This window comes from Pseudomonas sp. FJ2-5-13 (assembly GCF_029201605.1).
In the GTDB taxonomy this organism is placed as follows: domain Bacteria; phylum Pseudomonadota; class Gammaproteobacteria; order Pseudomonadales; family Pseudomonadaceae; genus Aquipseudomonas; species Aquipseudomonas lactis.
In genome coordinates, this window is sequence record NZ_CP104045.1 from 326259 (window position 1) to 351466 (window position 25208).

Below are 25208 nucleotides of genomic sequence, written 5' to 3' on the forward strand. Positions count from 1 at the left end.
GGCAGGCCGCTATCGCAGGCAAGCCAGCTCCCACAGGTGTTTTGTGATGGGTGGTAGGTGTGGGTATTCAGCCCTTGCCCTTGGTCCGAGTCATATTCGGCCCGCCGTTCTTCTCCAGATGCTGAATGATGATCCCCGCCACATCCTTACCGGTGGTGGTTTCGATCCCTTCCAGGCCTGGCGATGAGTTTACTTCCATCACCAGCGGGCCATGGTTGGATCGCAGGATGTCCACACCCGCCACGCTCAGCCCCATCACCTTGGCCGCCCGTAGCGCGGTCATGCGTTCTTCAGGGGTGATCTTGATCAGGCTGGCGCTGCCGCCACGATGCAGGTTGGAGCGGAACTCACCGGGCTTGGCCTGGCGCTTCATGGCCGCAATCACCTTGTCGCCCACCACGAAGCAGCGAATGTCCGCGCCGCCAGCTTCCTTGATGTATTCCTGCACCATGATGTTCTGCTTGAGGCCCATGAACGCTTCAATCACCGACTCCGCTGCCGTTGCTGTTTCACACAGCACCACACCGATGCCCTGGGTGCCTTCCAGCACCTTGATCACCAACGGTGCGCCGTTGACCATCTCGATCAGGTCGGGAATATCATCCGGGGAGTGGGCAAAACCGGTGACCGGGAGGCCGATGCCCCGACGCGACAGCAGTTGCAGGGAGCGCAGCTTGTCCCGCGAGCGCGCAATGGCCACGGATTCATTCAGCGGAAACACGCCCATCATTTCAAACTGGCGCAATACCGCGCAGCCATAGAACGTCACCGAAGCGCCGATACGCGGGATCACCGCATCAAAGCCTTCCAGGGGCTTGCCCCGGTAGTGGATCTGCGGCTTGTGGCTGGCGATGTTCATGTAGGCACGCAACGTGTCGATCACCACCATTTCATGGCCACGTTCAGTGCCGGCCTCGACCAGGCGGCGGGTGGAATACAGACGCGGGTTTCGCGACAGCACAGCGATCTTCATGCAGCACCTGGGGCAGAAATAGTGGAGACCGGGAACACCGGCTTGTCTTGAACGTACTTGAGGCCCGGATTGACCACCAACTGGCCGTCAATCAACGCCTTGGAGCCCAGCAGCAGGCGGTAACGCATGGCTTTGCGACAGGCGAGGGTGAACTCTACCCGCCATACCCGATCACCCAGGGCCAGGGTGGTGCTGATCACGTAGCGCACCTGTGCATGGCCGTTGGAGCTCTTGATGGTTTTCATCGTCACCAGGGGCGCTTCGCAGCGACGGTGACGCAGTTGCACCACGCTGCCCAGGTGCGCGGTAAAGCGCACCCACTTTTCACCGTCGCGCTCAAACGGCTCGATATCGGTGGCGTGCAGGCTTGAGGTGCTGGCGCCGGTGTCGATCTTCGCGCGCAGGCCCGCCACTCCCAAGTCGGGAAGTGCCACCCACTCACGCAGACCTACAACGGTCAAATGGTCAAATGTCTTCAATAGGGTTAACCGGTCAATTTGCCCAGGCTTGAGGAGATACCTCAGCCAACGCTTTGAATGCAGGCTTGGCGAACCAGAAACCCTGCATCAGAAATATTCCGCAGTCGGATAGGAAGTCGCGCTCGCCGGCACTTTCGATGCCTTCGGCGATGACAGTAACCCCCAACTGCTCACAGATTGTGACAATCCCCCGGACGATCACTTGACGGACACGATCCTGGTCGACATCGCGAATCAGCGCCATGTCGAGCTTGATCAAGTCAGGTTGGAAATCGGCCAGCAGGTTCAGCCCCGAATAGCCCGCACCGAAGTCGTCGATGGCGGTCTTGAAGCCGAATTCGCGGTATTCACGCAGAATATTCGTCAAATGGCGATAGTTATCTACGTGCTCGCTTTCCAGGGTCTCGAAAATCAGCCGGTCCAGTGGGAAATTGTGCGCCCGGGCGGCCTCCAGCGTGCTGCGGATACACAGCTCCGGGCGATATACGGCATTGGGCATGAAGTTGATGGAAAGATGAGTCTGCACACCCAGGGCGGCGGCACCCGCGATGGCCTTGGTCCGGCAGCGCTGGTCGAAGCGGTAGCGATTGGTTTCGTTGACCTGAGCCAGCACCGACAGAGCGCCTTCTCCCTGGGTACCGCGCACCAAGGCTTCGTGGGCGAATATCGAATGGTCACGCAGGTCTACGATAGGCTGGTAGGCAAACGCAAAATCGAACCCCAGCGGCTCGCTTTGCTGGCAACCCACGCACCGCTGGTTGGGCGAGGTGAGTGAAACGGGAAAGTCGGTCACGGCGTATCCTCGCGAAAACAGGGTGCTACCTGGCGTATCTTAGGTGAGCCTTGGGGTTTATGCGTCGAAGGGTTTCAACGGTAAAGTTGCGACATTTTTCAGAGCGAGGAATTCAAGTGGCTCAAAAGCAGGAAGAGCAAGAGAAGGTCCGGTTGGACAAGTGGTTGTGGGCAGCCCGGTTCTACAAGACCCGCGCCCTGGCCAAGGCGGCTATAGAGAGCGGCAAGGTGCACCATCGCGGCGAGCGCTGCAAACCGGGCAAGGAGCCGCGCGTCGGCGACGAGTTTCAGATTCGTACAGGGTTTGATGAAAAAACCATTGTGGTGCAGGCGCTTTCCATTGTGCGCCGCGGCGCGCCTGAAGCGCAGGCACTGTATGTCGAGACCGAAGCCAGCATCGCCAAGCGCGAAAACGCTGCGGCCATGCGCAAGGCGGGCGCTTCAGGCTTGACCACCGATGGCAAGCCGAGCAAGAAGCAGCGCCGCGATCTGTTCAAATTCCGCGGCAGCGGCAATGACGATTGATTACACGAGTCGCCCATGCAAACTCGACCAAATGTGGGAGCAAGCAAGCCCTAATGCCAGCCAGTTAAGGCTTTTTTGTAGGAGCGAGCTTGCTCGCGAAAAACTTACAGGCGCCGCGTTCATTCAGCAACACGCGTTATCGTTGACGTTTTTCGCGAGCAAGCTCGCTCCTACAGAAGGCGATGACCGCTTAACTGACTGGCATTAGGGCAAGCCCACTTTTAGCCTTGGGGGGTTAAAGAGTTGTGCGCATGACACTCAACCGCCCAAGAACGGGCAACTTGCTCAGTAGCCCGAAAAGCGGCGCCGTCATGCGCAACAAAGCGCCCGATACCTTCGCCGCAAACGGCGTGTAATACCCCCACCCCAACGCCAACAGCGCCAGCAGTACGCCACCGATGTAATCGTCCTGGCCCCAGTGCGCGCCGGCCACCAGCCGCGGCATCATGAACAGCAGCGCCAGGCCCCAGATCACCAGCACCTCGCCGATGCGCCGGGCGAAGACGCTCATGAACATCGCCCAGATCAACAGCACCGAAGCATGGTCGCCGGGGAAGCTCTGGCTCGAGCGGTCCTTCAGCTCCCAGGTTTTCTCCAGCCCTGGGAAAAAGTCGCTCATTTGAATCGCGCCGCTGATGACCATCGACGGGCTACTGTGCTGCCAGCCCATGTGCGCCGCGAGTTTGGAGAACAGCATGCGGATAAATAGCAACAACAGCAGAATGCCGAGGAAGCCAAAAAACGCCTGGCGCACCTGCACGGCCTTGAACACCCAGTCGCCGCGAATCAGCAGCGCCAGCAAAATCACGCCGACCACTGCATCAAACGGCCGCAGGCTCGCCACGGCCCATACATGCAACCAGGTCGAGTTCGTGGCCAGTGGGCCATTGAGCAGATGAAACAGCCATTCGTCGAAAATCACACAGAGCATCTGGCCCGTGGGCCACAGCCAAAAACACAGCAGCCCGATAGCGAGTAGATTGCAAAGAGCCCATCGCCGGAGGTTCCAGTTGGCTTGGAACAAACCCGGATTGTTCATAAACTGTCCCTCATCGCTCTATTGTGCTCCTTGAATTCAGGAGAAGTCGCACCAAGATGGTGCTAAAGCGTTTAATTTTATAAACCTTGTAATCATTTTGTCATCACTTCAGATACCCAGACCTATGACTGATCTACCGGATACCGACTTCACCCAACGCTTCATCTTCGATGAGAGCGATGCCCGCGGCGAGATGGTTTCGTTGGAGCTCAGCTATGCCGAAGTCCTTGCCAAACACGCCTATCCGGAGCCGGTCGCGCAATTGCTCGGCGAGTTGATGGCCGCCGCGGCGCTGTTGGTGGGCACCATGAAGTTCGACGGTTTGCTGATCTTGCAGGCTCGCTCCGAAGGGCCGGTGCCCATGTTGATGATCGAGTGCTCCAGCGAGCGCGAGATCCGTGGCCTGGCCCGTTACGACGCTGAGCAGATTGCTGCAGACGCTACCCTGGCCGACCTGATGCCCAACGGCGTCCTGGCACTGACTGTCGACCCGACCGAAGGCCAGCGCTACCAGGGTATTGTCGACCTCGACGGCCAGACCCTGTCGGAATGCTTCACCAACTACTTCGTCATGTCCCAGCAAGTGGGCACCAAGTTCTGGCTTAACGCCGACGGCAAGCGCGCTCGCGGTTTGCTGGTGCAACAACTGCCGGCCGATCGCATCAAGGATGAGGATGACCGTGCCGAAAGCTGGCGGCATATCATCGCCCTGGCCGACACCTTGAAGGCCGAAGAACTGCTGGGCCTGGACAACGAAACCATCCTGCACCGTCTCTACCACGAAGAAGCCGTGCGCCTGTTCGACGCACAAGGCCTGCGCTTCAATTGCAGCTGCTCGCGCGAGCGTTCCGGCAACGCGCTGGTCAGTCTGGGCCTGGAAGATGCGCAAAATCTGGTGGTGGAACATGGCGGCCATATCGAGATCGACTGCCAGTTCTGCAACCAGCGCTACCTGTTCGATGCGGCTGATGTAGCGCAATTGTTCGCTGGCGCAGGCAGCGACACCCCTTCCGACACCCGCCACTAAAACGTTTAAGCACAGGTAAATCACCTGACAAACGCCGGATTAGAGGTGTTCTGACGGGAGGGCCCTACTCTTTTTGGGCTTTTCTGGCATAATCCGGCCCACTTTTTTCGCGGTAGTAGTGCGCAACTTTCTACTACAAAACGTTTGGAGCACTCGGCCATAGGCCGACGGGGAACCTCATGACGCAAGCCAATAACGCCGTATACACCGATCTGAGTGTTGACGATCTGGTCAAAGAAGCCCTGCAGCGCGGTGAAGGCGTGCTTGCCGATACTGGCGCGCTGGTCGTAGAAACCGGTCACCGCACCGGTCGTTCGCCGGTTGACCGTTTCATCGTTGAAGAGCCTTCCACCCAGGACGCCATTGCCTGGGGCCCGATCAACCGCAAGTTCCCGGCCGACAAGTTCGATGCTCTGTGGGCTCGCGTCGAGGCCTTCAACAACGCGCAAGAGCATTTCGTTTCCCATGTTCACGTAGGGGCTGCAGAAGACCACTACCTGGCCGTGAAAATGACCACCCAGACTGCCTGGCAGAACCTGTTCGGTCGTTGCCTGTTCATCAACCCGGCCCAGTACAACCCGGCCGGTCGTGAAGAGTGGCAAGTGCTCAACGTGGCCAACTTCGAGTGCGTGCCAGAGCGTGACGGCACTAACTCCGACGGTTGCGTGATCCTCAACTTCGCCCAGAAAAAAGTACTGATTGCCGGCATGCGTTACGCCGGTGAAATGAAAAAAGCCATGTTCTCGGTGCAGAACTTCCTGCTGCCGGCTGCCGACGTGCTGCCAATGCACTGCGCCGCCAACATCGGCGAAGCAGGCGACGTGACCCTGTTCTTTGGCCTGTCCGGCACTGGCAAGACCACCCTGTCGGCCGACGAAAGCCGTTACCTGATCGGTGACGACGAGCACGGCTGGGGCGAAGGCGTGGTGTTCAACATCGAAGGCGGTTGCTATGCCAAGTGCATCGACCTGTCCGAGAAGAACGAGCCGGTGATCTGGAAAGCCATCAAGCATGGCGCGGTGCTGGAAAACGTCGTGATCGACGAGGCCAAGCACGCCGACTACGCCGACGTCAGCCTGACCCAGAACAGCCGTGCCGCCTACCCGCTGGAGCACGTTGCCAAGCGTTCCGAAAAGAACCTGGGCGGCGAGCCAAACGCGGTGATCTTCCTGACCTGCGACCTGACCGGCGTACTGCCGCCTGTGTCGATCCTCAGCGAAGAACAAGCGGCCTACCACTTCCTGTCCGGCTACACCGCTCTGGTGGGTTCCACCGAAATGGGTTCGGGCAGCGGCATCAAGTCGACGTTCTCCACCTGCTTCGGCGCGCCGTTCTTCCCTCGTCCGGCTGGCGAATACGCAGAGCTTCTGATCAAGCGCATCCGTGGTTTCGGCTCCAAGGTCTACTTGGTCAACACCGGCTGGACCGGCGGCGGCTACGGCGTGGGTAAACGCTTCAACATCCCGACCACTCGCGGCGTGATTGCAGCCATCCAGAGCGGCGCGTTGATCGGTGCGCAAACCGAACACCTGGATACTATCAACCTCGACGTGCCATTGGCCGTACCCGGCGTTGAAACCGGCCTGTTGAACCCACGCAACACCTGGGCTGACAAGGCTGCCTACGACGAAGCGGCGAAGGCGCTGGCTGGCCTGTTCATCGAAAACTTCAAGAAGTTTGAAGTGAGTGATGCGATCAAGGCGGCGGGTCCTAAGTTGTAAGATTCGCTGGTTGTAAGAAAGCCGCCTCTTAAGTAGGCGGCTTTTTTATGCGCGAACGATTAGTCGGCGATGTGCAGTACCACTGCACCGACCAGCACCAGCACGACGCCTGCCACCTGCACCGCTGACAATCGTTCCTTGAAAAACACGAACCCCAGAATCGCCGCAATGCCTCCCGACAGCGTACTGATCACGGTCACCACCGACACCGAGCCGGCCATCGCGCCCCACGAAAACGCCGAGAACCCGCCGAGATTCATCAAGCTCGCCCCGGTCAACGTCGCGCAGTTTTTCAGTGGCGGGATCTTCAGGCCATCCTTGATCTTCAGCACCATCACCACCAGCACGCACAGGCCCACTAGGTAACCCAGCCACAACATGGTGATCGGCCCCAACGCCGGCAGTGTGTAGCGGCCTTGCAGCCAGAAACTGGTGCCGTACAAGGTTGCGGCGAACATGGCGTAGGCAATCGACAGGCGCGGGTTGTTGTGGAGCGTACCGTTGTCCTTGTGAATGCTGGACAGCACAACGCCGATCACGCATAAAGCGATGCAGCCCAGTTGTACCAGGCTGATGTGCTCACCGCTGGCCCAGGACAGCAGGGTGGTCACCACTCCATAGGACGTCACCAGCGGCGCGACGATGGCCGCTTTGCCCAAGGCAAAGGCTTTGGACAGTGCAAGGGCGCCGGACACCGTCAGCAGGGCGGCGGCGATACCCAAAAGCCAGACGCTGAATGGCGCATCAAGGGATTTGAAAAGGAAGGCCGGGAAAATGACCAGCAGGAGGGTCATGATCAAAAAGCCGAGGGCTTGGCCGAAATACACCGCGCGTTTAACGCCAACGGCGCGGGCGTTGAGGCCCACCAGAAAGTCCGTGCCACCCCAGAGCAGGGCGGCCAGCAGGCCCATTGTTACGTCCATGTAAGGTCCTTGTTTGTATACCGATCGCCAGCTTGGCGCAGTCCCAATGTGGGAGCGGGCTTGCTCAGGTCAGCTCAGGTTTTCCAGCGTTTGCGTGTCCCACCTGTGGGTCTTGATCGCCAGGTAGAGCATGCCGATGGTCAACGGTATTTTGTCACCACGGCCCTTGGCGCGCCGTTTCAGAAACACGTCGAACACCGGCGGTTGGAAGTAACGATAAGCGTCGTAGTCGCTTAGGTCGACCCCAAAATCCTGTTCCAGCGCCTCCATGAATTGCTTGGCCTCAACGCCATCGCAAGCAAGGTCGAAGTTGAGCGAGGTTTGCAGGCTAATGGTCTTGTGTTTCGGCAGACCGATTTCTTCATGCAGCAATTGCAGGAGTTGCTGCATGACAGGGTCTTCGGGGAAGTTGGGGGCCAGGTTCATGGTTGGGGTGCGTAGGAGTGGGTGAGGAGGCCTTTTACGTTGCAGGCGGTATTTGTTTCGCGTGATGAAGAGAGTCAAACCTATCAAAAACAAGGCCAGGGGAAGAAGTTGAATGTTCAGGACAATGGCGATGTGGGGTAGCCAGAACAACAGAAGCAGTCCCGTTACGATGAAGGTAACGGCGAAACGCGTTCTTAACGTGCAGTCAGTGATTTTGTAATACAGCAGCAGATGGAGAGCGAATAATAGCGCTGTTTGTAGGTAAAGCCATTGACTAAAATTCATCTGGAGTACACATGCATTGAGACGCTTGAGCGCTACGGGCCTATGCCACCGCTGACCTGAGCATCCAGGCCAATGACGATGTCTGCGCTGTGAAAGTTGCGGATCCTGCGAGAAATCAAATCGCTGATAGCGTTCTCGACTATCGATTCTGCTTTGCTGGATATGATCCCGACAGGGGCTGCAACTGCGCCAGAAATGATGTCTTTTATGAGGTTGTTCCGATTGTTCAAGCTATCTGCCTGCTTCCTGGTCAGTGGCTTTGAGACGACCACTGTCATGACGCAGGGTAGATCTCGGGCGAGCATCTTTTCGTACAACTTCTGAAGCCGCAAGCTGACCTCTATCGCTGAAGCTTTTGCTTCCAGCAAGCAAAGTGTGGCTAGCTCTTTTCGATTGTTTGGCATCACGGTGAGTCGAATTACCGTGAAAGTGATGCCATAGTGGCCGATATATATTGAGTCCTTTCGATGTTCACGGTTTTTCCGAGACAGTTGATAGGAGGTTATTTTCAGGCGGCTACGCGTAACTGGTATAGAGGGTTGAACGGGTATTTGAAGCAGTTTGGGAAACGGACGACGCGCCGTTTTTTGGTTTCTTACAATGCCTTCCTGCATTTTATGACTTGATACCGATTCTGCCGGCTGAACCGAGCAGATGTGGAAACCGGGCTAGCCCTAAGGCCTTTTGTAGGAGCGAGCTTGCTCGCGAAAAACGTCAACGGTAACGCGTCCTTCCTGGATAAACGCGGTGCCTGTGAGTTTTTCGCGAGCAAGCTCGCTCCTACGGGTATTAGGGCTTGCCCGCGATGGCGGTGTGTCAGGTTTGGAAACGTAGTCCGATACGCCGCCATCGCAGGCAAGCCAGCTCCCACAGGTTTAGCTGTGTAGCGGATTGCTGTGTGGTGGCTGATCGGTCGCTGGTGGCAGTTGTACGTGTTGAGTAGCTTCCAGCAAATCACAGCCGTCCTGAACGAGCAGGTACAGCGCATTGATGATGTGGGATATGTCTTTGAGGTCGGCGTGTTCGAAGGTCAGGCAGGAGAAGGTTTCCAGTAAGTCGCTGGCGGCGCGGATGCGCTGGTGGGCGGCAGATTGGATGTCTTCGGCTGATGCTTGAGTGTCGATGAGAAGCGGGTGAGTGTCGGTGAAGTTGGTGCGTAGCTGACGATAGCGATTGGTGGGAAGGTTCGGCTTTGTCATCACAGTGTTCCAATACAGATTCAAAGAAATACGCCAGAAGAGCTGGCACGTTGTCTCTGCTGTTTTTCGGGTGACCAAGCCCGGTCGCTGAATTGGTAGCGACGAGCCCAACCTTAAAAGTGAGTTTGTTCTCGAGCAATAAACAGATGGTTTAGGCGTTCGAAGTTCGATCAGACACTGAGAGGCCTGCCGATACACCGCTCAAAAATCGCTTCCAATCCCCGATAGTCACACGCCACCGCATCAATATTCGCGGGTATCCAGGCCGCATGTTTTACCAGCCACCAATTCACCGAAAACCCCGCATTCACGATGATCTGTTCAAACAGGATCCGCTGCGCCCGTCCATTTCCCTCGCGGAAGGGATGAATGACATTCAGGTCGCCATAAGCTTCAGCGATTTGACGCACAAGGTCAGCCTGAGTCGCACCGACATACCAATTGGCGTCTTGCATATGCTGGACGATTTTCGCTGCTTCTGGGGGGATACGCTCCGGGGTGCAAAACAGCGTGTCGCCTTTCTGGATGTTGACGCTGCGCAGTTCGCCGGCCCAGTCATAAATGTCACCGAACAGGACGCGGTGAATGTGTTGCAGGCGATCGAGGTCGTAGGGCGGCGGAAAGAGTGGAAGGTTGCCTACGGCGATTTCGGATAATTCCCGCTCGGCCTGATGCAAGCGTGCTTCATTGAGCAAATCGAGGCGGTTGCGCAGGATGCTGCTACCGGGATAGCAGTACGGGTCCTGGCCCACCCCGTATTTGTCGAGCATCAGCGTGAGGTGTTGCGGTACTTGGCAAGGACGGCTTCGCGGGTCGGCAGGGGTTTGTCGACGTCGGCCGGTTGGGTATCGAACCCTTCCAGGCGCAGGCTGGCCAGGTAATTGGAACGGCGGATCTTGTGATAGTGATCCTGTTTTTGCTCAAACGTCAGTTCGCTCATCGCTGCGTCCTCTTGGAAAGCAAGGCTTGATTGTAGCGCAATGCGTAGCTCGGTAGGCGGGATAAAAACCCCGTCACAATCTGTATAAAAAATCTGCCAGCGAGCTCATTTCAGCGTATGTTTCACCGCAAAATCTTGTAGGGCGATTCCGCCCACTACTTAAAGGGAGTTAAGCATGGGTTTGCTTCGTGTCGCCTCGGCGATGTCTTTGTGTGCGGTGGCGTTTTCTGTCCAGGCCGAGCAGTTGCCGATTGAGGTGCTGAGTGCGGTGGTCAAGGACCAGAAAATCGCCGATGCCGAAGTGCTGCTGCAACGTAATGGTGCACAGAACGTGGTGGGCCGTACCAACGCGCAAGGCCAGGTCACGCTGACCAGTGAGGCGGCTGACGATGCCAGCAACCTGCTGATCATCAAGAAGCCTGGCTATTCCAACCTGGTGGTGAAGTGCCCGTGCAAAGGCATGACCTATGCCATCAGCCCGGTGATGGAAAACCTCGACGGCCTGCGTGTGGTGTTGACCTGGGGCAAGGCTCCGCGTGACCTCGATTCCCATATGATCTTCCCCGGCAATAACATCTTCTTCAACAATAAAAAGGGCACCGACGCCGAACTGGACGTGGATGACACCGATAGCTATGGCCCGGAGACCATCACCCTGCAGAAAAAGCATTACGGCGAAAGCTACGTCTATGCCGTGCACGACTATTCCAACAGCGGCTCTCCCACCTCCAGCGAGTTGTCCAACAGTGAGGCCAAGGTGTTCGTGTACATGGGGCAATCCCTGGTACGCACCTACTATGTGCCGCAGAACCGCACCGGCAACCTGTGGACCGTGTTCCGCATGACCGGCAGTGGCGACTTCCAGGACATCAACACCTTCACCGGCGTGAGAGTCGGCGCCGAAGATGTGCTCAACGAGGTCAAGCCGTTGCTGGATGACAGCGTGGCCGTCACCGCCGTGACGGTGAGCTCGTCGGTACAGGCCGATGCGAAAAAGCTGAACCTCAAGGGCGAAGCGGCCTACCAGGCCGGTAACCTGGACCAGGCCATCGACTTCTTCCGTCAAGCCATCGAGCTGGATAACGGCTTCGGCAAGGCTTACGGCAACCTGGGCCTGGCGTATCAGAAAGCCGGCAATACTGCGGAGTCGATCTGGGCCAACCGCAAGGCTATCGCCCTGGCGACCGGTACCAATGCCGCGACCGTGCGTGCCGGTGCTTACTACAACATTGCACGTATCTATGAAGCGGCCGGCCAGTTCCCGGATGCGTTGCGTCATTACCAGTTGGCCAAAGAGCAAAAGGCCAACCCGGTGTATGACACGGCGATTGAGCGGGTGCAGAACCGCTGATTCAGCTATAGCTCGGTTGTGAAATGTGGGGGAGGGCTCGCCAGCTCCCACATTTTTAATCTGCTGCTTCCTGTTACGTTCTCAGAAAAGTCCCACTTCGGCCCTGGGCCATCCCTCCCCCTGTGTATCATCCTGTCTCTTTTTTTCTTGCGACCTTTCTCGATTCGCCGAACTTACTGGGCTACGTTTTTAAGCCACGTTCAGCGGTCAATGGAGTGACAGCCTTATGCACGACACCCTCCAGCAGGTCTTTGGTTACCCACACTTTCGCTTGGGCCAGGAAGAGACGGTCAGCGCCGTGCTGGCTGGGCGTTCTGCCGCCGCCATTTTCCCTACGGGGTCGGGCAAATCCTTGTGTTACCAGCTGTCGGCCGTGTTGCTGCCGCACCTGACGCTGGTGGTGTCGCCGTTGCTGGCATTGATGCAGGACCAGTTGGGTTTCCTGCAGCGCCATGGCATTTCGGCGGGCAGTATCGATTCGGCCCAGAGCCGTGATGAGGCCAATGATGTCATGGCCCGTGCGCGATCGGGCGAGCTCAAGATCCTGATGATTTCCGTGGAGCGTTTGAAGAACGAGCGTTTCCGTAATTTCCTGAACAGCGTGCAGATCTCGTTGCTGGTGGTGGACGAGGCGCACTGTATTTCCGAGTGGGGCCACAACTTCCGTCCGGATTATTTGAAGCTGCCGGACTACCAGCGCCAGTTCAACATCCCGCAGGCGCTGTTGCTGACGGCCACGGCCACACCCAAGGTGATCGCCGACATGCAGGCCAAGTTCGCCATTGCTGCCGGGGATGTAGTGACCACGGGCTTCTATCGGCCCAACCTCAACCTGCTGGTGGAACCGGTCGGCGGCCACGACAAACGCCACAGGCTGGTGGAGTGGATGAAAGCGCGGGCCAACCAGCCGAGTATCGTCTACGTCACCTTGCAGAAAACCGCCGAACAGATTGCGGAGCATCTGAACCGCCACGGCATTCAGGCCGAGGCTTATCACGCGGGGCTGCCTCATGAAAAGCGCGAGGGTATCCAGCAGCGTTTCATGGGCGGGCGCTCCAATTGTATTGTCGCAACCATCGCGTTTGGCATGGGCATCGACAAGAGTGATATCCGCAATGTCGTGCACTTCGACTTGCCCAAGTCCATCGAGAACTACAGCCAGGAGATCGGCCGCGCCGGGCGTGACGGGCAGCCATCGGATTGCCTGGTGTTGGCCAACCGCGACAGCCTCAATGTGCTGGAAAACTTCGTGTACGGTGACACGCCGGAGCAGGAAGGCATTCGTCGTGTGCTGGAGGAGTTGCAGGCGGCGCGCAGCGAAGGGCAGTGGGAGTTCTTGCTCAGGTCGCTGTCGGACCACAGCAATATTCGCGAGCTGCCGCTCAAGACGCTCTTGGTGCAGTTGGAGCTCAAGGGCGTGATTGCACCGCGCTATGCGTTTTATGCGGAATACCGTTTCAAATACGTGATCGAACCCGAGGCCTTGTTGGCGCGTTTTTCCGGCGAGCGGCAGCAGTTTGTCGCGGCGATCATCCAGGTATGCAAGCGCGCTAAAACCTGGGCGACGGTGGATTTCGACGCGCTTTATCAACAGCACAATGCCGAACGTAGCCGGGTGGTGAAGGCGCTGGATTATTTTCAGGAGCAGGGCCTGATCGAACTCGAAAGCAAGCAGATGACTGAGGTCTACAGTTTGCTCGACACCGATTTTGACCCGCAGGCGCTAAGCGCCGAGTTATACACAGGCTTCAAGCAGCATGAGGTGACAGAAGTCGCGCGGATTCACGCCATGCTCGACCTGTTCGCCACCGAGCACTGCCTGGGGCAACGTCTGGCGCGCTACTTTGGTGATGAAAATGCGCCCCAGCATTGCGGGCATTGTTCGGTGTGCCACGGCCAGGTTGCCCATCTGCCGGCACCGCCGAGCCTGCCGCCGCTTGTGGATAAAAACTTCATGGGGCTGTGCGGTGATTTTATCCACAGGCATCATGAGTACACGGGGCACTTGCCGAATGCGGAGCGTTTGACGCGTTTTCTTGGCGGTATCAGCGTACCGTTGTTTACCAAGTTGAAGGCGCGGGGCATTCCGGGTTTTGCTGCGCTGGAAGACTACCCCTACGCTGAGGTGCGCGACTGGGCCCATGCTCAATTGGATCAACTTTGACGAGACTTGCCGATGCCTGACTCAACGCCTGTGCGCGACGATTACCGCCACTTCCAGCCGATCACCACGCGTTGGCATGACAACGATGCCTACGGCCATGTGAATAACGTCACTTACTACAGCTTCTTCGACACCGCCGTTAATACCTACCTGATCGAACAGGGCGGGTTGGATATTCATGACGGTGAGGTGGTGGGGTTTGTGGTGAGTTCTGCCTGCGATTACTTTGCGTCGATTGCGTTTCCCGAGCGCATTGAAATCGGCCTGCGGGTAGGCAAGCTGGGCAATAGCTCGGTGCAGTATGAGCTGGCGGTTTTCAAGGTGGGTGAGCAGGAGGCGTGTGCGGCGGGGCGCTTTGTCCATGTGTTTGTGGACCGAACGTCGAACCAGCCAGTGCCGATTCCGGGGATGTTGCGCGAGGCGATGCAGCGCTTGGTGGTTTGAGGCACCTACAAGCAACCCATACCAAATGTGGGAGCCGGGCTTGCCCGCGATGGCGCAGTATCAGGCAATACCTCTAAACCTGATTCACTGCGATCGCGGGCAAGCCCGGCTCCCACACTGGATGTGTTCGTCAGAGCACGTATTGATCAGTCGCGATAACGATGCTTGTTCTTGCGATGCCCATAGGCATGGCCGCGGCCTGGGTGGCCATCGCGGTAGTAGCGACGGTCGTCACGGTCGCGATCGCGGTAATGGCGGCTGTCGCGATCACTTTCGTTACCCATGTAGTTGCCCAGCGCGCCACCCGCGCCACCGCCGGCTGCTGAGCCGACCAATGCACCGGTACTGCCGCCGACGCTGCGACCCAAGACGTTGCCGCCGGCTGCGCCCAGTGCGCCACCAATGGCGGCTTCGCCACGGCTACGCTTGTCTGCGCCGACCGCGCTACCGCCAGCGCCGCCCAGGGCCGCGCCGATGGTCGAACCGGTGTTGCCGCCCAACTGCTGGCCGACAACGGAACCTAGAACCCCACCCAATGCGCCGCCTACACCGGCTTCGGTGGTGCCGCCTGCCATGGCTGCGCCACTGACCAGGCCAAGGGACAACAAGAGAATCAAGGAGAACTTCATTCAGGGAAACCTCAAGGGATGACGGCGCGATCCTGAGGTTGTATCGAGCCGCTGACAATCGAAATCCGACCGGCGGCAGAGGTTGTATACAATTTGCTAAGCTACTGTTTTGTATAGGGAACTTAAGTCGTTTTTGCAGGTCTTTAGTTACTTCGGAAGGGCCGCTTTTATGCAAAAGCGGCCTTTTTTTGTGCCTGCAGAATGTGCGGTGCTTGTGCTGGCCTCTTCGCGGGCAAGCCCGCTCCCACACTTGGAATGCATTTCAAATGTGGGAGCGGGCTTGCTCGCGAAAGCGGTAGTTCAAACAACAAGATCCCGGGTCAGGCCGAGCGCGCCATGATTAACCCAGTATCACTCGCCGCCTCCAGACGAATCGCAACGAACTTCGATGTTGGCGTGTGGCTACCGTCGCCAGTACTTTCCAATGGCACCAACGGGTTCACTTCCGGATAGTAAGCCGCCGCCTGCCCCGCCGGAATATCAAATGCCAGCAGCGTAAAGCCCTTCACGCGGCGCTCACGACCGTCTTCCCACAGCGACACGATGTCTGCCTTCTGCCCCGGCTTGAAGCCCAGGCGGATGATGTCGGCTTCGTTGACGAACAGCACGTCACGCTGGCCTTTGACCCCGCGATAACGGTCGTCCAGGCCATAGATGGTGGTGTTGTACTGATCATGGGAGCGCATCGACTGCATGATCAGGTCCGGCACCCGGCCCGTGGCGTGGGTGCGTTCGTGGATCAGGTCTTTGGGCAAGATGTTCGGGCGGAAGTTGGCGCGGCCCGACGGTGTGTTCCAGCGGCGTGCGCCGGCGGAGTTGCCTAGGTAGAAGCCACCTGGGTGTTTGATCTTCTCGTTGAAGTCCTTGAAGCCTGGGATGGTGTCGGCGATCAGGTCGCGGATGCGTCCGTAGTCGGCCACCAGCCAGTTCCAATCCACGGGCGTGCTGCCCAGCGTGGCGGCAGCAATGCCTGCCAGAATCGCCGGCTCGGACTTCATCAGTTTCGACAGCGGTTGCAGTTGGCCGTTGGAGCCGTGGACCATGCTGAACGAGTCTTCCACCGTCACCGCTTGCGGGCCGTCGGCCTGGATGTCGATGTCGGTGCGGCCCAGGCACGGCAGGATCAACGCATCTTTACCGTGCATCAGGTGGCTGCGGTTGAGCTTGGTGCTGATCTGCACGGTCAGGTCGCAATTGCGCAGTGCTTCAGAGGTGCGCGTGCTGTCTGGCGTGGCTTGGGCAAAGTTGCCGCCCAGGCCGATAAAGACTTTGGAGCGGCCTTCAAGCATGGCGTGAATCGCTTCCACCACGTTATGGCCATTGTCTCGCGGCACCTGGAACTGGAAACGACGCTCCAGTGCGTCCAGAAACGCCACCGGTGGGCGTTCGTTGATGCCCATGGTGCGGTCGCCCTGCACGTTACTGTGGCCGCGCACCGGGCACAGCCCGGCGCCTGGGCGGCCGATATTGCCGCGCAGCAGCATCAGGTTGGCGATTTCCTGGATGGTCGGCACCGAGTGGCGGTGCTGGGTAATCCCCATCGCCCAGCACATGATCACATTCTTGCCTTTGGCGTACATGCGTGCCGCTTGTTCGATCTCCACCAGGGTCAGGCCGGACTGTTCGACGATCTCCTCCCACGAGGTGTCGTCGATCTGACCCAGGTATTCCAGGACGTTGGTGGTGTGTTCGTTGAGGAAGTCGTGGTCGAACACCGCGTCCTTGCCTTCGGCCAGGGCTTGGCGTTCCCACAGCAGCAGGAATTTGGCCATGCCGCGCAAGATCGCCATATCGCCACCCAGCGCCGGGCGGAAGTAGGCGGTGTTGGTCGGCTTGTCACCGTTGGTGAGCATTTCCAGCGGATGCTGCGGGTGCTGGAAGCGCTCCAGGCCACGCTCTTTCAGTGGGTTGATACACACCACCTGGGCGCCGCGCTTCACTGCTTCGCGCAGCGGTTCAAGCATGCGTGGGTGGTTGGTGCCGGGGTTCTGGCCCCAGACGAAAATGGCATCGGCATGCTCGAAGTCATCAAAGGTCACGGTGCCTTTACCCACGCCCACACTCTGTGCCAGGGCTACACCGCTGGCTTCGTGGCACATGTTCGAGCAGTCCGGGAAGTTGTTGGTGCCATAGGCGCGTACAAACAGCTGGTACAGGTAGGCGGCTTCGTTGCTGGCGCGGCCCGAGGTGTAGAACTCGGCCATGTTCGGGCTTGGCAATGCGTTGAGATGCTTGCCGACCAGGTCGAAGGCGGCTTCCCAACTGATGGGCGCGTAGCGATCGGTCTGGGCGTCATAGCGCATCGGCTCGGTCAGGCGGCCCTGGTATTCCAGCCAATAGTCGCTTTGCTCCAGCAACGCTGTGACGCTGTGCTTGGCGAAGAAGGCCGCATCGACGCGGCGCTTGGTGGCTTCCCAGTTGACTGCCTTGGCGCCGTTTTCGCAGAACTTGACCATGCCGCTTTCCGGCGAGTCGCCCCAGGCGCAGCCCGGGCAGTCGAAGCCGCCGTTCTGGTTGGTCTTGAGCATCATGCGCAGGTTTTTCAGGGCGTTGTCGCTGGTCAGCCAGGCTTGCGCCACGCTGATCAGGGCGCCCCAGCCACCGGCTGGGCCCTTGTAGGGCTTGTAGCGTGGGGTTGGGGTCTGGTCGGCTTGGTGGTGAAGGCTCATGGCTGGTGCTCCATCGCAGGGCTATAGACCCGTGGCGCGCTTTTTTGCGGCAGGTGGATGAGGTTGAGGTTGTGCCGGCGCGCCCATTGCAGGGCCAGGCCGGTGGGCGACGACAGGCTGACCAGGGTCTGGATGCCCGCGCGCAAAACTTTCTGAATCAATTCCAGGCTGCAGCGGCTGGTAACAATCGCCAGGCCGCCGTCGGTCGGAATCTTTTGGCGGATCAGCGCGCCAATCAATTTATCCAGAGCGTTATGCCGACCGATGTCTTCGCGACCCATCAGCAATTCGCCCTGGCTATTCATAAACACTGCCGCATGCACGGCACCGCTGTGTTGGCCCAGGGGTTGGAATGCGCTGATACGTTGGCGCAGGCCATCGAGCCACTGCGCCGGCGGCAAGGGCGCGCCGGGCAGTACCTGGAGGTCGGGCAATGCTTGCTCTACCGCTTCCACGCCACACAGGCCACAGCCGCTGGTGCCCGCCAATTGGCGGCGTTGCTGCTTGAGGTTCCAGAACGCACGGCTGGACACCTGTACCTGAGCATACTGGGCAGCCCCTGAACCGCTGATTTTCAGATCATAAATGTCGTTAACGTCGGCGATAATCCCGCTGCCGAGGCTGAAACCTACAATGAAGTCTTCCAGGTCCGTAGGCGTCACCAGCATCACCGCCTGGCTGATATCGTTATAGGCAATCGCCAACGCCACTTCTTCGGCCAGCGCAGTGCTGGCGACTTCTGTGTGTTCAAGATTGCAATAGTGATAGCTCTGGCTGACGACGGGCGCGGTCGATTCAAGAGCGGGCGCCGCGCAGTGAGGGCGCTTGGCGTTCATGGGGCAGTACCACCGGCGGATTGATCAGTGTTTAGACTAGGCGCGACAAAGGGTCACGTCTAATCGCCAGTATTGATCTATTGATAGAGGGCGTCGATCAAGGTTCACCGGCGTTTTCGTTGGGCTTATTCCAGGCAGGGGTGATTGAGATACTTTTGAGTCTTTAGCCAGTCTGGAACCCAAGTCGGCAGGACTGGTCTAGTCTTGGGCATCTGGAAATTAAATCCCAAGGAGAGCGCACCATGAGTATTTTTAGCTTTATCAAAGAAGCCGGCGAAAAGATTGTCGACCTGTTGACGCCGGGTAATGCGAACGCCAGTGAGCAGTTGAAGGAGCATGTGAGCAAGGTGGGCCTGGGTAATCCAAACGTGCAAACCACGGTGGATGGCGACAAGGTCACAGTGACCGGTGAAGTGGCCACGCAGGAAGAGAAAGAAAAGATCCTTTTGGCGCTGGGCAACATTGCTGGCGTGGCAAGTGTGGATGACCAGATCACAGTATCCGGTCCAGTGGTTGTGGCTTCGCGCTTTGTTGTAGTGAAAAGCGGCGACACCCTGAGCGCAATCTCTAAAACGGTTTATGGCGACGCGAATAAGTACAACAAGATTTTCGAGGCTAACAAGCCACTGTTGTCGCACCCGGACAAGATCTACCCAGGCCAGACACTGCGTATCCCTGAGTAATACGCAGGATAAAATGAGCAAGCTCGCCCTTTTGTAGGAGCGAGCTTGCTCGCGAAAAACTCACAGGCACCGCGTTTATCCAGGAAGCACGCGTTATCGTTGACGTTTTTCGCGAGCAAGCTCGCTCCTACATAAGTCCGGCAATGAGTTCTCGATAGTCCCCGACGGCTAAAAATTCTGCAGTGTCCTTGGGTCCTTTCTTGCTATCAGGCTCTTTCACGGCCAGTAAATGCCCTACTCCGAAATCCCGGGCGCTGCGCAGGATCGGCAAGGTGTCGTCTATAAACAGGCTACGGGCCGGGTCAAAGTGGATATCCGCTTGCAGGGCTTGCCAGAATTGCGGGTTTTCCTTGGGAAAACCGTAGTCGTGAGAGCTGATCAATCGCTCGAAATACGGCGCCAGTTCAATGCGTTCCAACTTCAATGACAGCGAATCACGATGAGCGTTGGTGATCATGATCACGCGCTTGCCGGCCTGTTTGATCGCCGCCAGGAACGTATCGGCATCCGGACGCAGGGCAATCAGGTGGGCGGTTTCCAGCTTGAGTTCGCGCACCGGGATCTTGAGTTCAGTGCTCCAGAAATCCAGGCAATACCATTGCAACTGTCCCGCGTTACGCTCAAACAGCGGTTGCAGCTCCATTTCGGCCATGGCCTGGCTCACACCGTGCAGTTCGGCGTAGCGCTGGGGCAGGTGCTCCATCCAGAAGTGGTTGTCGTAATGCAGGTCGAGCAGGGTGCCGTCCATGTCCAGCAGGACGGTGTCGATGGCGTGCCAGGGCAGAGAGGGCATGGTGGGGTCTCATGTAAGTAAAGATATCCGACACAGACAATCGGAAAAGCCACGGTATAGTAACCCGATCACGCCAAGGAGCCGTTTATGCGCCAGAAACCCACTGTCCTCGCCCGCGAAATAGTCGCCAGTAGCCGTTTGTTCCGCGTGGAGGAAGTGCAATTGCGCTTTTCCAATGGCGTTGAGCGCACCTACGAGCGTCTTGTCGGGCGTGGCACGGGCTACGGCGCCGTGATGATTGTAGCGATGATCGATGAAGATCATGCATTGCTGGTGGAAGAATACTGCGGCGGCACTGACGAATATGAATTGTCATTACCCAAAGGCTTGATCGAGCCCGGCGAAGACGTGCTGGCGGCGGCAGACCGCGAACTCAAGGAAGAGGCCGGCTATGGCGCACGGCAGTTGGAGCACATCACCGAGCTGTCATTGTCGCCTGGTTATATGAGCCAGAAAATCCAGGTGGTGCTGGCTACCGATCTTTATGAAGAGCGCCTTGAAGGTGATGAGCCCGAGCCGATGCGGGTAGACCGAGTCAACCTGCGTGAGCTATCGGCGTTGGCGCAAAACGAGCAATTCAGCGAAGGTCGCGCCCTGGCGGCGCTGTATCTGGTCAGAGACCTGTTGACCCAGCGTGGAGCGTTCAACGCATGAGCGAACTGTTTTTAGGCCACCCGTTTATCGCCCCGGTCATTGAGCTGGCGCGCCAGGCCGGTGAAGCCATCCTGCCGTACTGGCGTGCCGATGTAGCCGTGACCTCCAAAGCGGACGATTCCCCTGTGACGGCTGCCGACTTGGCTGCCCACCATCTGATTCTCGCAGGCCTCACCGCGCTGGACCCAAGCATTCCAGTGCTGTCTGAAGAGGACGCCGATATCGATCAGAGTGTGCGTGCCGGCTGGCAGCGCTGGTGGTTGGTGGACCCTTTGGATGGCACCAAGGAATTCATTTCCGGCAGTGAAGAATTCACCGTCAATATTGCCTTGATCGAACAGGGCCGCGTGGTGTTCGGCGTGGTGTCGATACCGACCACTGGCCGTTGCTACTTCGGCGGCGCGGGCCTGGGGGCTTGGCGGTCGGACGTCAATGCGGCGCCCAAGCAGATTCAGGTACGCCAGACCAGGGCGGCGGGCGAGGCCTTTACCGTGGTGGCCAGCCGCCGTCATACCAGCCCTGAGCAGGAGCGTCTGTTAGATGGTTTGAGCGAGGGCTTGGGCGAGTTGAAACTGGCCAATATCGGCAGTTCGTTGAAGTTTTGTTTGTTGGCCGAGGGCAGTGCCGATTGTTATCCGCGCCTGGCACCGACCTCGCAGTGGGATACCGCAGCGGCCCAGGGTGTATTGGAAGGGGCGGGGGGTGAAGTGCTGGAGTTGAATGGCAAGCCGTTCAGCTACCCGGCGCGGGAATCGCTGTTAAATCCGTTCTTTCTGGCGTTGCCAGCCAAGGCCGCGTGGCGTGAGCGGCTGTTGACCCTGGCCAGATCTTAAGGCCACTGCGGATTAAAACTGTGGGAGCGGGCTTGCTCGCGAATGCGCAGTGTCAGTCACCGAAGATATCGACTGATATACCGCATTCGCGAGCAAGCCCGCTCCCACATTTGTCTTGTGTAACGACTGCTAGCGATGCAGGACGTACTGGCCGGTAAAGACGACAGCACGCTCCTCACTGCCTTCATTCACAATCCACGTCTGTAGCGCCAATCGCGCCCGCCCATAGCGCTGATAGGTCGCCACAAAGCGTTTCCACACCTTCTCCTGCGGCGCCTCGCAAATGGCTGTCGCGTCCTGGGTCACCGGCAGCGGGTAGCTGATCTGCCCTTCCTGAATCACGATATGCCCGTCTTCAATCCCGGCTTCACGCAGCTTCAGGTGCAGCCAACCCCAACCCGCCAGCACCGCGCCGCAGTAGAGGCTGCCGCCAAACATGGTGCTCTTGTGGTTGATATTGGCCTGCAAGGGCAGGTGCAGTTGCAGTTGGTCGTGTTGCCAGTCGAGCACCTTGAGGCCCATTTCCCGGGTGAGTGGGATGTCATGGTGAAGGATGGATTCCAGGTAACGGCTATCGCGGCTCATGGCGGCCTCTTCGTGGGTAGACGATGTCATTCGTCGTCGGCGCTCTGGCTGGCACTGTCGGCGAAGTTCAGGCCGTGTTTGCGCAGTTTGTCATGCAAGGTTTTGCGCGGCACGCCCAGGGCTTCGGCGAGGCTGCGCACGGAGCTGTGGGGGCGGGTCAGTTCGGCGGCGATCAGGCTTTTTTCGAACTGTTCGACTTGCTCGCTCAGGCCTCCTGGCGTGGAGGTCAGCACGCCGGCGGCGGGATGGTCCTGGGTGTTGTCCAGGGCCAGCTCCAGGCCGAGGGCGAAACGCTCCGCGGCGTTTTGCAGTTCCCGCACATTGCCCGGCCAGCTGTGGCGCAGCAACAGCGCGCGCTGGCCCGGTTGCAGTTCGTGCAAGGGCAGGCCGTGACGGCTGCTGGCCTCATCGGCGAAGTGCTGGAACAGCATCAGCGCATCTTCACCCCGTTCACGTAGCGGTGGGATGCGCAGCGGCGCAACATTGAGGCGGTAATACAAGTCGGCACGGAAACGGCCCTGGTCAGCGGCCTGGCGCAGGTCTTCCTTGGTGGCGGCGATAATGCGGATGTCCAGCGGGATCAGCTGATTGCCACCCAGGCGTTCCACTACGCGCTCCTGTAAAAGGCGCAGCAACTTGACCTGTACATCCAGGCTCATGCTTTCAATTTCATCCAGAAACAGCGTGCCGCCATTGGCAAACTCGAACTTGCCGATGCGGCGCTTTTGCGCCCCGGTAAACGCGCCGGGTTCATGACCGAACAGTTCGCTTTCCACCACCGATTCCGCCAGGGCCCCGGCGTTGATCGCGACAAACGGGCCGCTGCGTCGGCTTGAGAGGTCGTGCAGGGCGCGGGCGACGACCTCCTTGCCTGCCCCGGTTTCGCCGAGGATCAGCACATCGGCCTTGGTCGCGGCCAGTGCACCGATTTGCTCGCGCAGGCGCAACATCTGTGGCGAGTGCCCTACCAGGCGCGTGCTCAGTTGCTGGCGGTCGCTGAGGGCCAGGCGCAGGCTGCGGTTGTCCAGCACCAGCCGGCGCAGGGCCAGGGCACGGCGCACGCTGTCGAGCAGCGCGTCACTGGCGAAGGGTTTTTCCAGGAAGTCATAGGCACCGGCACGCATGGCCTGCACCGCCAGCGGTACGTCGCCGTGGCCGGTGATCAGCAGCACCGGCAGGTCTGGGTCCTGGCCGTGCAATTCAGCTAGCAGTTCCAGGCCGTCCATGCCGGGCATGCGGATGTCGCTGACCACCACGCCCGGCCAGTCGCGGGACAGGCGTGCGGTGAGCCCGGTGGCTTCGCCCAGGGGCAGGACTTTCAGGCCGGCCAGGTCCAGGGTCTGGCACAGGGCCTGACGCAGGTGTGGATCGTCGTCGATCAAGACCACCTGAATCGAGTTGTCGATACTCATACACTGCGGTCCTCGGACGGTTGCAGACTGACGCCCGGCGAGCCGGCACGCAATTTCAAGGTTAACAGCGCGCCGCCTTCCTTGTGGTTGGCAAACGACAGTTCGCCGCCAAAGGCGCGCATCAGGGTGTCGCAGATCGCCAGCCCTAGCCCCAGGCCTTGGGTGCGCGTCTTGGTGGTGTAGAACGGCTCGCTGGCACGGCCCAGGGCTTCCATGCAAAAGCCCGGGCCGTTGTCGCGAATATACAAGTTGACGCCTTGGGGCGTGGTTTCGGCACTCAGCCACAGTTTGCGTGGCGGGCCTTTTTCGGTGAGGGCGTCCAGAGCATTGGCCAGCAAGTTACCCAGCACCTGGCGCAGGCGAGTTTCACCTGCCTGCACCCACAAGGTCGCCTCTGGCAGGTCGCGGATCAACTCCACCTCCATCGAACGCCGACGCTTGGCCAGCAATGCCAGGGCGTCGTCGAGCGCCGGTTGCAAAGCCACGCTCTCCGGCGCATGCCGGTCGCGGCGGGCGAATGCGCGCAGGTGGGCGATGATCGAGGCCATGCGCCCGGTCAATTCGCTGATCAGCTTGAGGTTGCCGCGGGCGTCGTTGGTGCGCTCATGGTCGAGCAGGATTTCGGCGTTTTCGGCATAGCTGCGAATCGCCGCCAGTGGCTGATTCAATTCATGGCTGATACTCGCCGACATGGTGCCCAGCGCCGAGAGTTTACCGGCCTGGACCAAGTCGTCCTGGGCGCGCACCAGTTCTTGCTGGGCATGCTCGCGCTCCAGCACTTCCTGTTTCAGGCGCCGGTTCAGGCCCTCCAGGTCGCTGGTACGCTCGGCCACGCGCATCTCCAACTCGCGGCGGGCCTTGGCTTCGAAGGCGATGCGTTCCAGGTAGTGCCGGCGGCGCTGCATCAGCAACCCCAGCAACAGCATCAGCACCAACAACGTGGCGCCGCCTACGGCGACGACCGTGCGCACCGGACGGTTGATCAGCGAGCGCGGCGCGAGGATTTCCACGTTCCAGCCGGTTTCGGCGATGGCCGTGGATTGGCGCAGCCAAGCGCTGCTGCTGAGGCTCAGTGGCTGCGGGTCGCGGGTGGGGTAGGGCTGGATAGCAATGATGGCCTGGCGTTCTTCGGCGGTCAGTGGCCGCGTGGCGCGGAATCGCCATTGCGGGCGCGAAGTGAGGATCACCACGCCGTTGTGGTCGGTGACCAACAGTTGTTCGGGGGTATTGCCCCACAGGCTTTCAGTGTGGTCCAGGTCGACCTTCACCACCAGCACCCCGATGATAGTATCGCCGTCACGTACCGCTGCTGCGAAGAAGTAGCCGCGCTTGGCCGAGGTGGTGCCCAGGCCGAAGAACCGGCCGAGGCGCCCGGCCATGGCTTCGCTGAAATACGGACGGAAGGAAAAGTTGCGCCCGACAAAGCTGTCTTGTTTGTCCCAGTTGGACGCGGCGAGGGTCTTGCCGGTGGTGTCCATCAGATACATCACCTCTACCCCGGCCTGGGCGGCGACATCCTTGAGCAACTGGTTGGCGCTGACCAGGTGGGTGCTGACATGGGGAGCGTCCAATGCAGTACGCAGGGCCGGTAAGTCACCGAGGATCTGCGGCAGTATTTCGTAGCGGTGCAGGGTGCCCAGCAAGTTGGCGACGTAGAGGTCGAGGGTCTGGCGATTTTGCCCGGCCAGTTCGCTGCGGTAATAGCGCTCGGCCAAATGCTCCAGCGGCCACAACAGCGGTGCCAGGCACAGAGCCAGCAGGGCTAGGCTGCGCCAGCGGGGTCTTCGCGCAAGAGGTGGGGTCATGGAAGTCGCGCCTGTGGGTAC

26 protein-coding genes are annotated in these 25208 nt (G+C 59.2%); 9 read left to right on the plus strand and 17 right to left on the minus strand.

Annotation, left to right across the window (positions count from 1 at the left end):
* Nucleotides 1–67: 67 nt before the first annotated feature.
* The 3 genes from rimK to N2A98_RS01400 form a co-directional block, all read right to left on the minus strand.
* Nucleotides 68–973, minus strand: coding sequence for a 30S ribosomal protein S6--L-glutamate ligase (rimK, locus tag N2A98_RS01390; RefSeq protein WP_003187674.1), 906 nt, complete (start codon nt 971–973; stop codon nt 68–70).
* The gene (locus N2A98_RS01395; protein WP_229999889.1) at nt 970–1386 is read right to left on the minus strand and encodes an ATP-dependent zinc protease; all 417 of its coding nucleotides are present in this window, start codon (nt 1384–1386) and stop codon (nt 970–972) included. The genes rimK and N2A98_RS01395 overlap by 4 nt, the downstream gene beginning before the upstream one ends.
* Before the next feature lie 79 nt (nt 1387–1465).
* On the minus strand, nt 1466–2245 hold the full coding sequence (locus N2A98_RS01400; RefSeq protein WP_275622927.1) for an EAL domain-containing protein: 780 nt from the start codon (nt 2243–2245) through the stop codon (nt 1466–1468).
* 116 nt (nt 2246–2361) lie between these two features.
* On the opposite strand from N2A98_RS01400, the gene N2A98_RS01405 reads away from it, so the two are divergent.
* Nucleotides 2362–2769, plus strand: a complete 408-nt coding sequence (locus tag N2A98_RS01405; RefSeq protein ID WP_032894118.1) for a S4 domain-containing protein — start codon at nt 2362–2364, stop codon at nt 2767–2769.
* A gap of 235 nt (nt 2770–3004) precedes the next feature.
* Here the strand turns inward: N2A98_RS01405 and N2A98_RS01410 are convergent, their stop codons facing one another.
* On the minus strand, nt 3005–3808 hold the full coding sequence (locus tag N2A98_RS01410; protein ID WP_275622928.1) for a phosphatase PAP2 family protein: 804 nt from the start codon (nt 3806–3808) through the stop codon (nt 3005–3007).
* Nucleotides 3809–3932: 124 nt separating this feature from the next.
* Between N2A98_RS01410 and hslO the strand changes: the two genes are divergently transcribed.
* Complete coding sequence (gene hslO, locus N2A98_RS01415; RefSeq protein ID WP_003187686.1) at nt 3933–4835, plus strand: Hsp33 family molecular chaperone HslO; 903 nt, start codon at nt 3933–3935, stop codon at nt 4833–4835.
* Between the two features lie 179 nt (nt 4836–5014).
* Nucleotides 5015–6556, plus strand: a complete 1542-nt coding sequence (locus N2A98_RS01420; RefSeq protein WP_005783824.1) for a phosphoenolpyruvate carboxykinase — start codon at nt 5015–5017, stop codon at nt 6554–6556.
* Nucleotides 6557–6615: 59 nt separating this feature from the next.
* On the opposite strand, the gene N2A98_RS01425 is transcribed toward N2A98_RS01420, so the two are convergent.
* The 6 genes from N2A98_RS01425 to N2A98_RS01450 form a co-directional block, all read right to left on the minus strand.
* The gene (locus N2A98_RS01425) at nt 6616–7479 is read right to left on the minus strand and encodes a DMT family transporter (protein ID WP_275622929.1); all 864 of its coding nucleotides are present in this window, start codon (nt 7477–7479) and stop codon (nt 6616–6618) included.
* Between the two features lie 69 nt (nt 7480–7548).
* On the minus strand, nt 7549–7905 hold the full coding sequence (locus N2A98_RS01430) for a DUF1493 family protein (RefSeq protein WP_275622930.1): 357 nt from the start codon (nt 7903–7905) through the stop codon (nt 7549–7551).
* A gap of 317 nt (nt 7906–8222) precedes the next feature.
* A complete protein-coding gene (locus N2A98_RS01435) occupies nt 8223–8804 on the minus strand; it encodes a hypothetical protein (protein WP_275622931.1) in 582 nt (193 codons plus the stop codon).
* A 261-nt stretch (nt 8805–9065) separates the two neighbouring features.
* On the minus strand, nt 9066–9389 hold the full coding sequence (locus N2A98_RS01440) for a hypothetical protein (RefSeq protein ID WP_044270537.1): 324 nt from the start codon (nt 9387–9389) through the stop codon (nt 9066–9068).
* A gap of 170 nt (nt 9390–9559) precedes the next feature.
* Nucleotides 9560–10159: a putative adenosine monophosphate-protein transferase Fic gene (locus N2A98_RS01445; RefSeq protein WP_275622932.1), complete on the minus strand. Its 600-nt coding sequence runs from the start codon at nt 10157–10159 to the stop codon at nt 9560–9562.
* A complete protein-coding gene (locus tag N2A98_RS01450; RefSeq protein WP_005783831.1) occupies nt 10159–10329 on the minus strand; it encodes a YhfG family protein in 171 nt (56 codons plus the stop codon). The genes N2A98_RS01445 and N2A98_RS01450 overlap by 1 nt, the downstream gene beginning before the upstream one ends.
* A 175-nt stretch (nt 10330–10504) precedes the next feature.
* Between N2A98_RS01450 and N2A98_RS01455 the strand changes: the two genes are divergently transcribed.
* The 3 genes from N2A98_RS01455 to N2A98_RS01465 all read left to right on the plus strand — a co-directional run bounded on the left by N2A98_RS01455 (nt 10505) and on the right by N2A98_RS01465 (nt 14288).
* A complete protein-coding gene (locus N2A98_RS01455; RefSeq protein ID WP_044270540.1) occupies nt 10505–11680 on the plus strand; it encodes a tetratricopeptide repeat protein in 1176 nt (391 codons plus the stop codon).
* Nucleotides 11681–11906: 226 nt separating this feature from the next.
* Nucleotides 11907–13844 (plus strand): RecQ family ATP-dependent DNA helicase, encoded by a 1938-nt coding sequence (locus N2A98_RS01460; protein WP_078802313.1) that lies wholly within the window; start codon nt 11907–11909, stop codon nt 13842–13844.
* Nucleotides 13845–13856: 12 nt separating this feature from the next.
* A complete protein-coding gene (locus N2A98_RS01465) occupies nt 13857–14288 on the plus strand; it encodes a thioesterase family protein (RefSeq protein ID WP_047712346.1) in 432 nt (143 codons plus the stop codon).
* A 146-nt stretch (nt 14289–14434) separates the two neighbouring features.
* On the opposite strand, the gene N2A98_RS01470 is transcribed toward N2A98_RS01465, so the two are convergent.
* The 3 genes from N2A98_RS01470 to fdhD form a co-directional block, all read right to left on the minus strand.
* Nucleotides 14435–14917, minus strand: a complete 483-nt coding sequence (locus tag N2A98_RS01470; protein WP_275622933.1) for a glycine zipper domain-containing protein — start codon at nt 14915–14917, stop codon at nt 14435–14437.
* A 320-nt stretch (nt 14918–15237) separates the two neighbouring features.
* On the minus strand, nt 15238–17586 hold the full coding sequence (locus N2A98_RS01475) for an FdhF/YdeP family oxidoreductase (protein WP_275622934.1): 2349 nt from the start codon (nt 17584–17586) through the stop codon (nt 15238–15240).
* The gene (fdhD, locus tag N2A98_RS01480; protein ID WP_275622935.1) at nt 17583–18422 is read right to left on the minus strand and encodes a formate dehydrogenase accessory sulfurtransferase FdhD; all 840 of its coding nucleotides are present in this window, start codon (nt 18420–18422) and stop codon (nt 17583–17585) included. The genes N2A98_RS01475 and fdhD overlap by 4 nt, the downstream gene beginning before the upstream one ends.
* 242 nt (nt 18423–18664) lie before the next feature.
* On the opposite strand from fdhD, the gene lysM reads away from it, so the two are divergent.
* Nucleotides 18665–19105 (plus strand): peptidoglycan-binding protein LysM, encoded by a 441-nt coding sequence (gene lysM, locus N2A98_RS01485; protein ID WP_032894105.1) that lies wholly within the window; start codon nt 18665–18667, stop codon nt 19103–19105.
* Between the two features lie 127 nt (nt 19106–19232).
* Here the strand turns inward: lysM and yrfG are convergent, their stop codons facing one another.
* Nucleotides 19233–19898 (minus strand): GMP/IMP nucleotidase, encoded by a 666-nt coding sequence (gene yrfG / locus N2A98_RS01490; protein WP_044270546.1) that lies wholly within the window; start codon nt 19896–19898, stop codon nt 19233–19235.
* An 87-nt stretch (nt 19899–19985) separates the two neighbouring features.
* Here yrfG and nudE point away from each other — a divergent pair, with 87 nt between their 5' ends.
* Together nudE and cysQ are read left to right on the plus strand one after the other, a co-directional pair.
* Nucleotides 19986–20552 (plus strand): ADP compounds hydrolase NudE, encoded by a 567-nt coding sequence (nudE, locus tag N2A98_RS01495; protein WP_032894100.1) that lies wholly within the window; start codon nt 19986–19988, stop codon nt 20550–20552.
* Entirely contained in the window at nt 20549–21385 is an 837-nt protein-coding gene (gene cysQ, locus N2A98_RS01500) for a 3'(2'),5'-bisphosphate nucleotidase CysQ (RefSeq protein ID WP_044270548.1), read from the plus strand. Before nudE ends, cysQ begins: the two co-directional genes overlap by 4 nt.
* Before the next feature lie 129 nt (nt 21386–21514).
* Here cysQ and N2A98_RS01505 read toward each other — a convergent pair whose 3' ends face one another.
* From N2A98_RS01505 to N2A98_RS01515, 3 genes are read right to left on the minus strand one after another with little or no spacing between them, the layout of a single operon-like run.
* A complete protein-coding gene (locus N2A98_RS01505) occupies nt 21515–21970 on the minus strand; it encodes a thioesterase domain-containing protein (protein WP_275622936.1) in 456 nt (151 codons plus the stop codon).
* A 26-nt stretch (nt 21971–21996) separates the two neighbouring features.
* Nucleotides 21997–23382 carry a sigma-54 dependent transcriptional regulator gene (locus N2A98_RS01510; protein WP_047712351.1) on the minus strand — a complete coding sequence of 462 codons (1386 nt, stop codon included), beginning with the start codon at nt 23380–23382 and terminating at the stop codon, nt 21997–21999.
* Entirely contained in the window at nt 23379–25187 is a 1809-nt protein-coding gene (locus tag N2A98_RS01515) for an ATP-binding protein (protein WP_034134664.1), read from the minus strand. Before N2A98_RS01515 ends, N2A98_RS01510 begins: the two co-directional genes overlap by 4 nt.
* Nucleotides 25188–25208 lie beyond the last annotated feature (21 nt).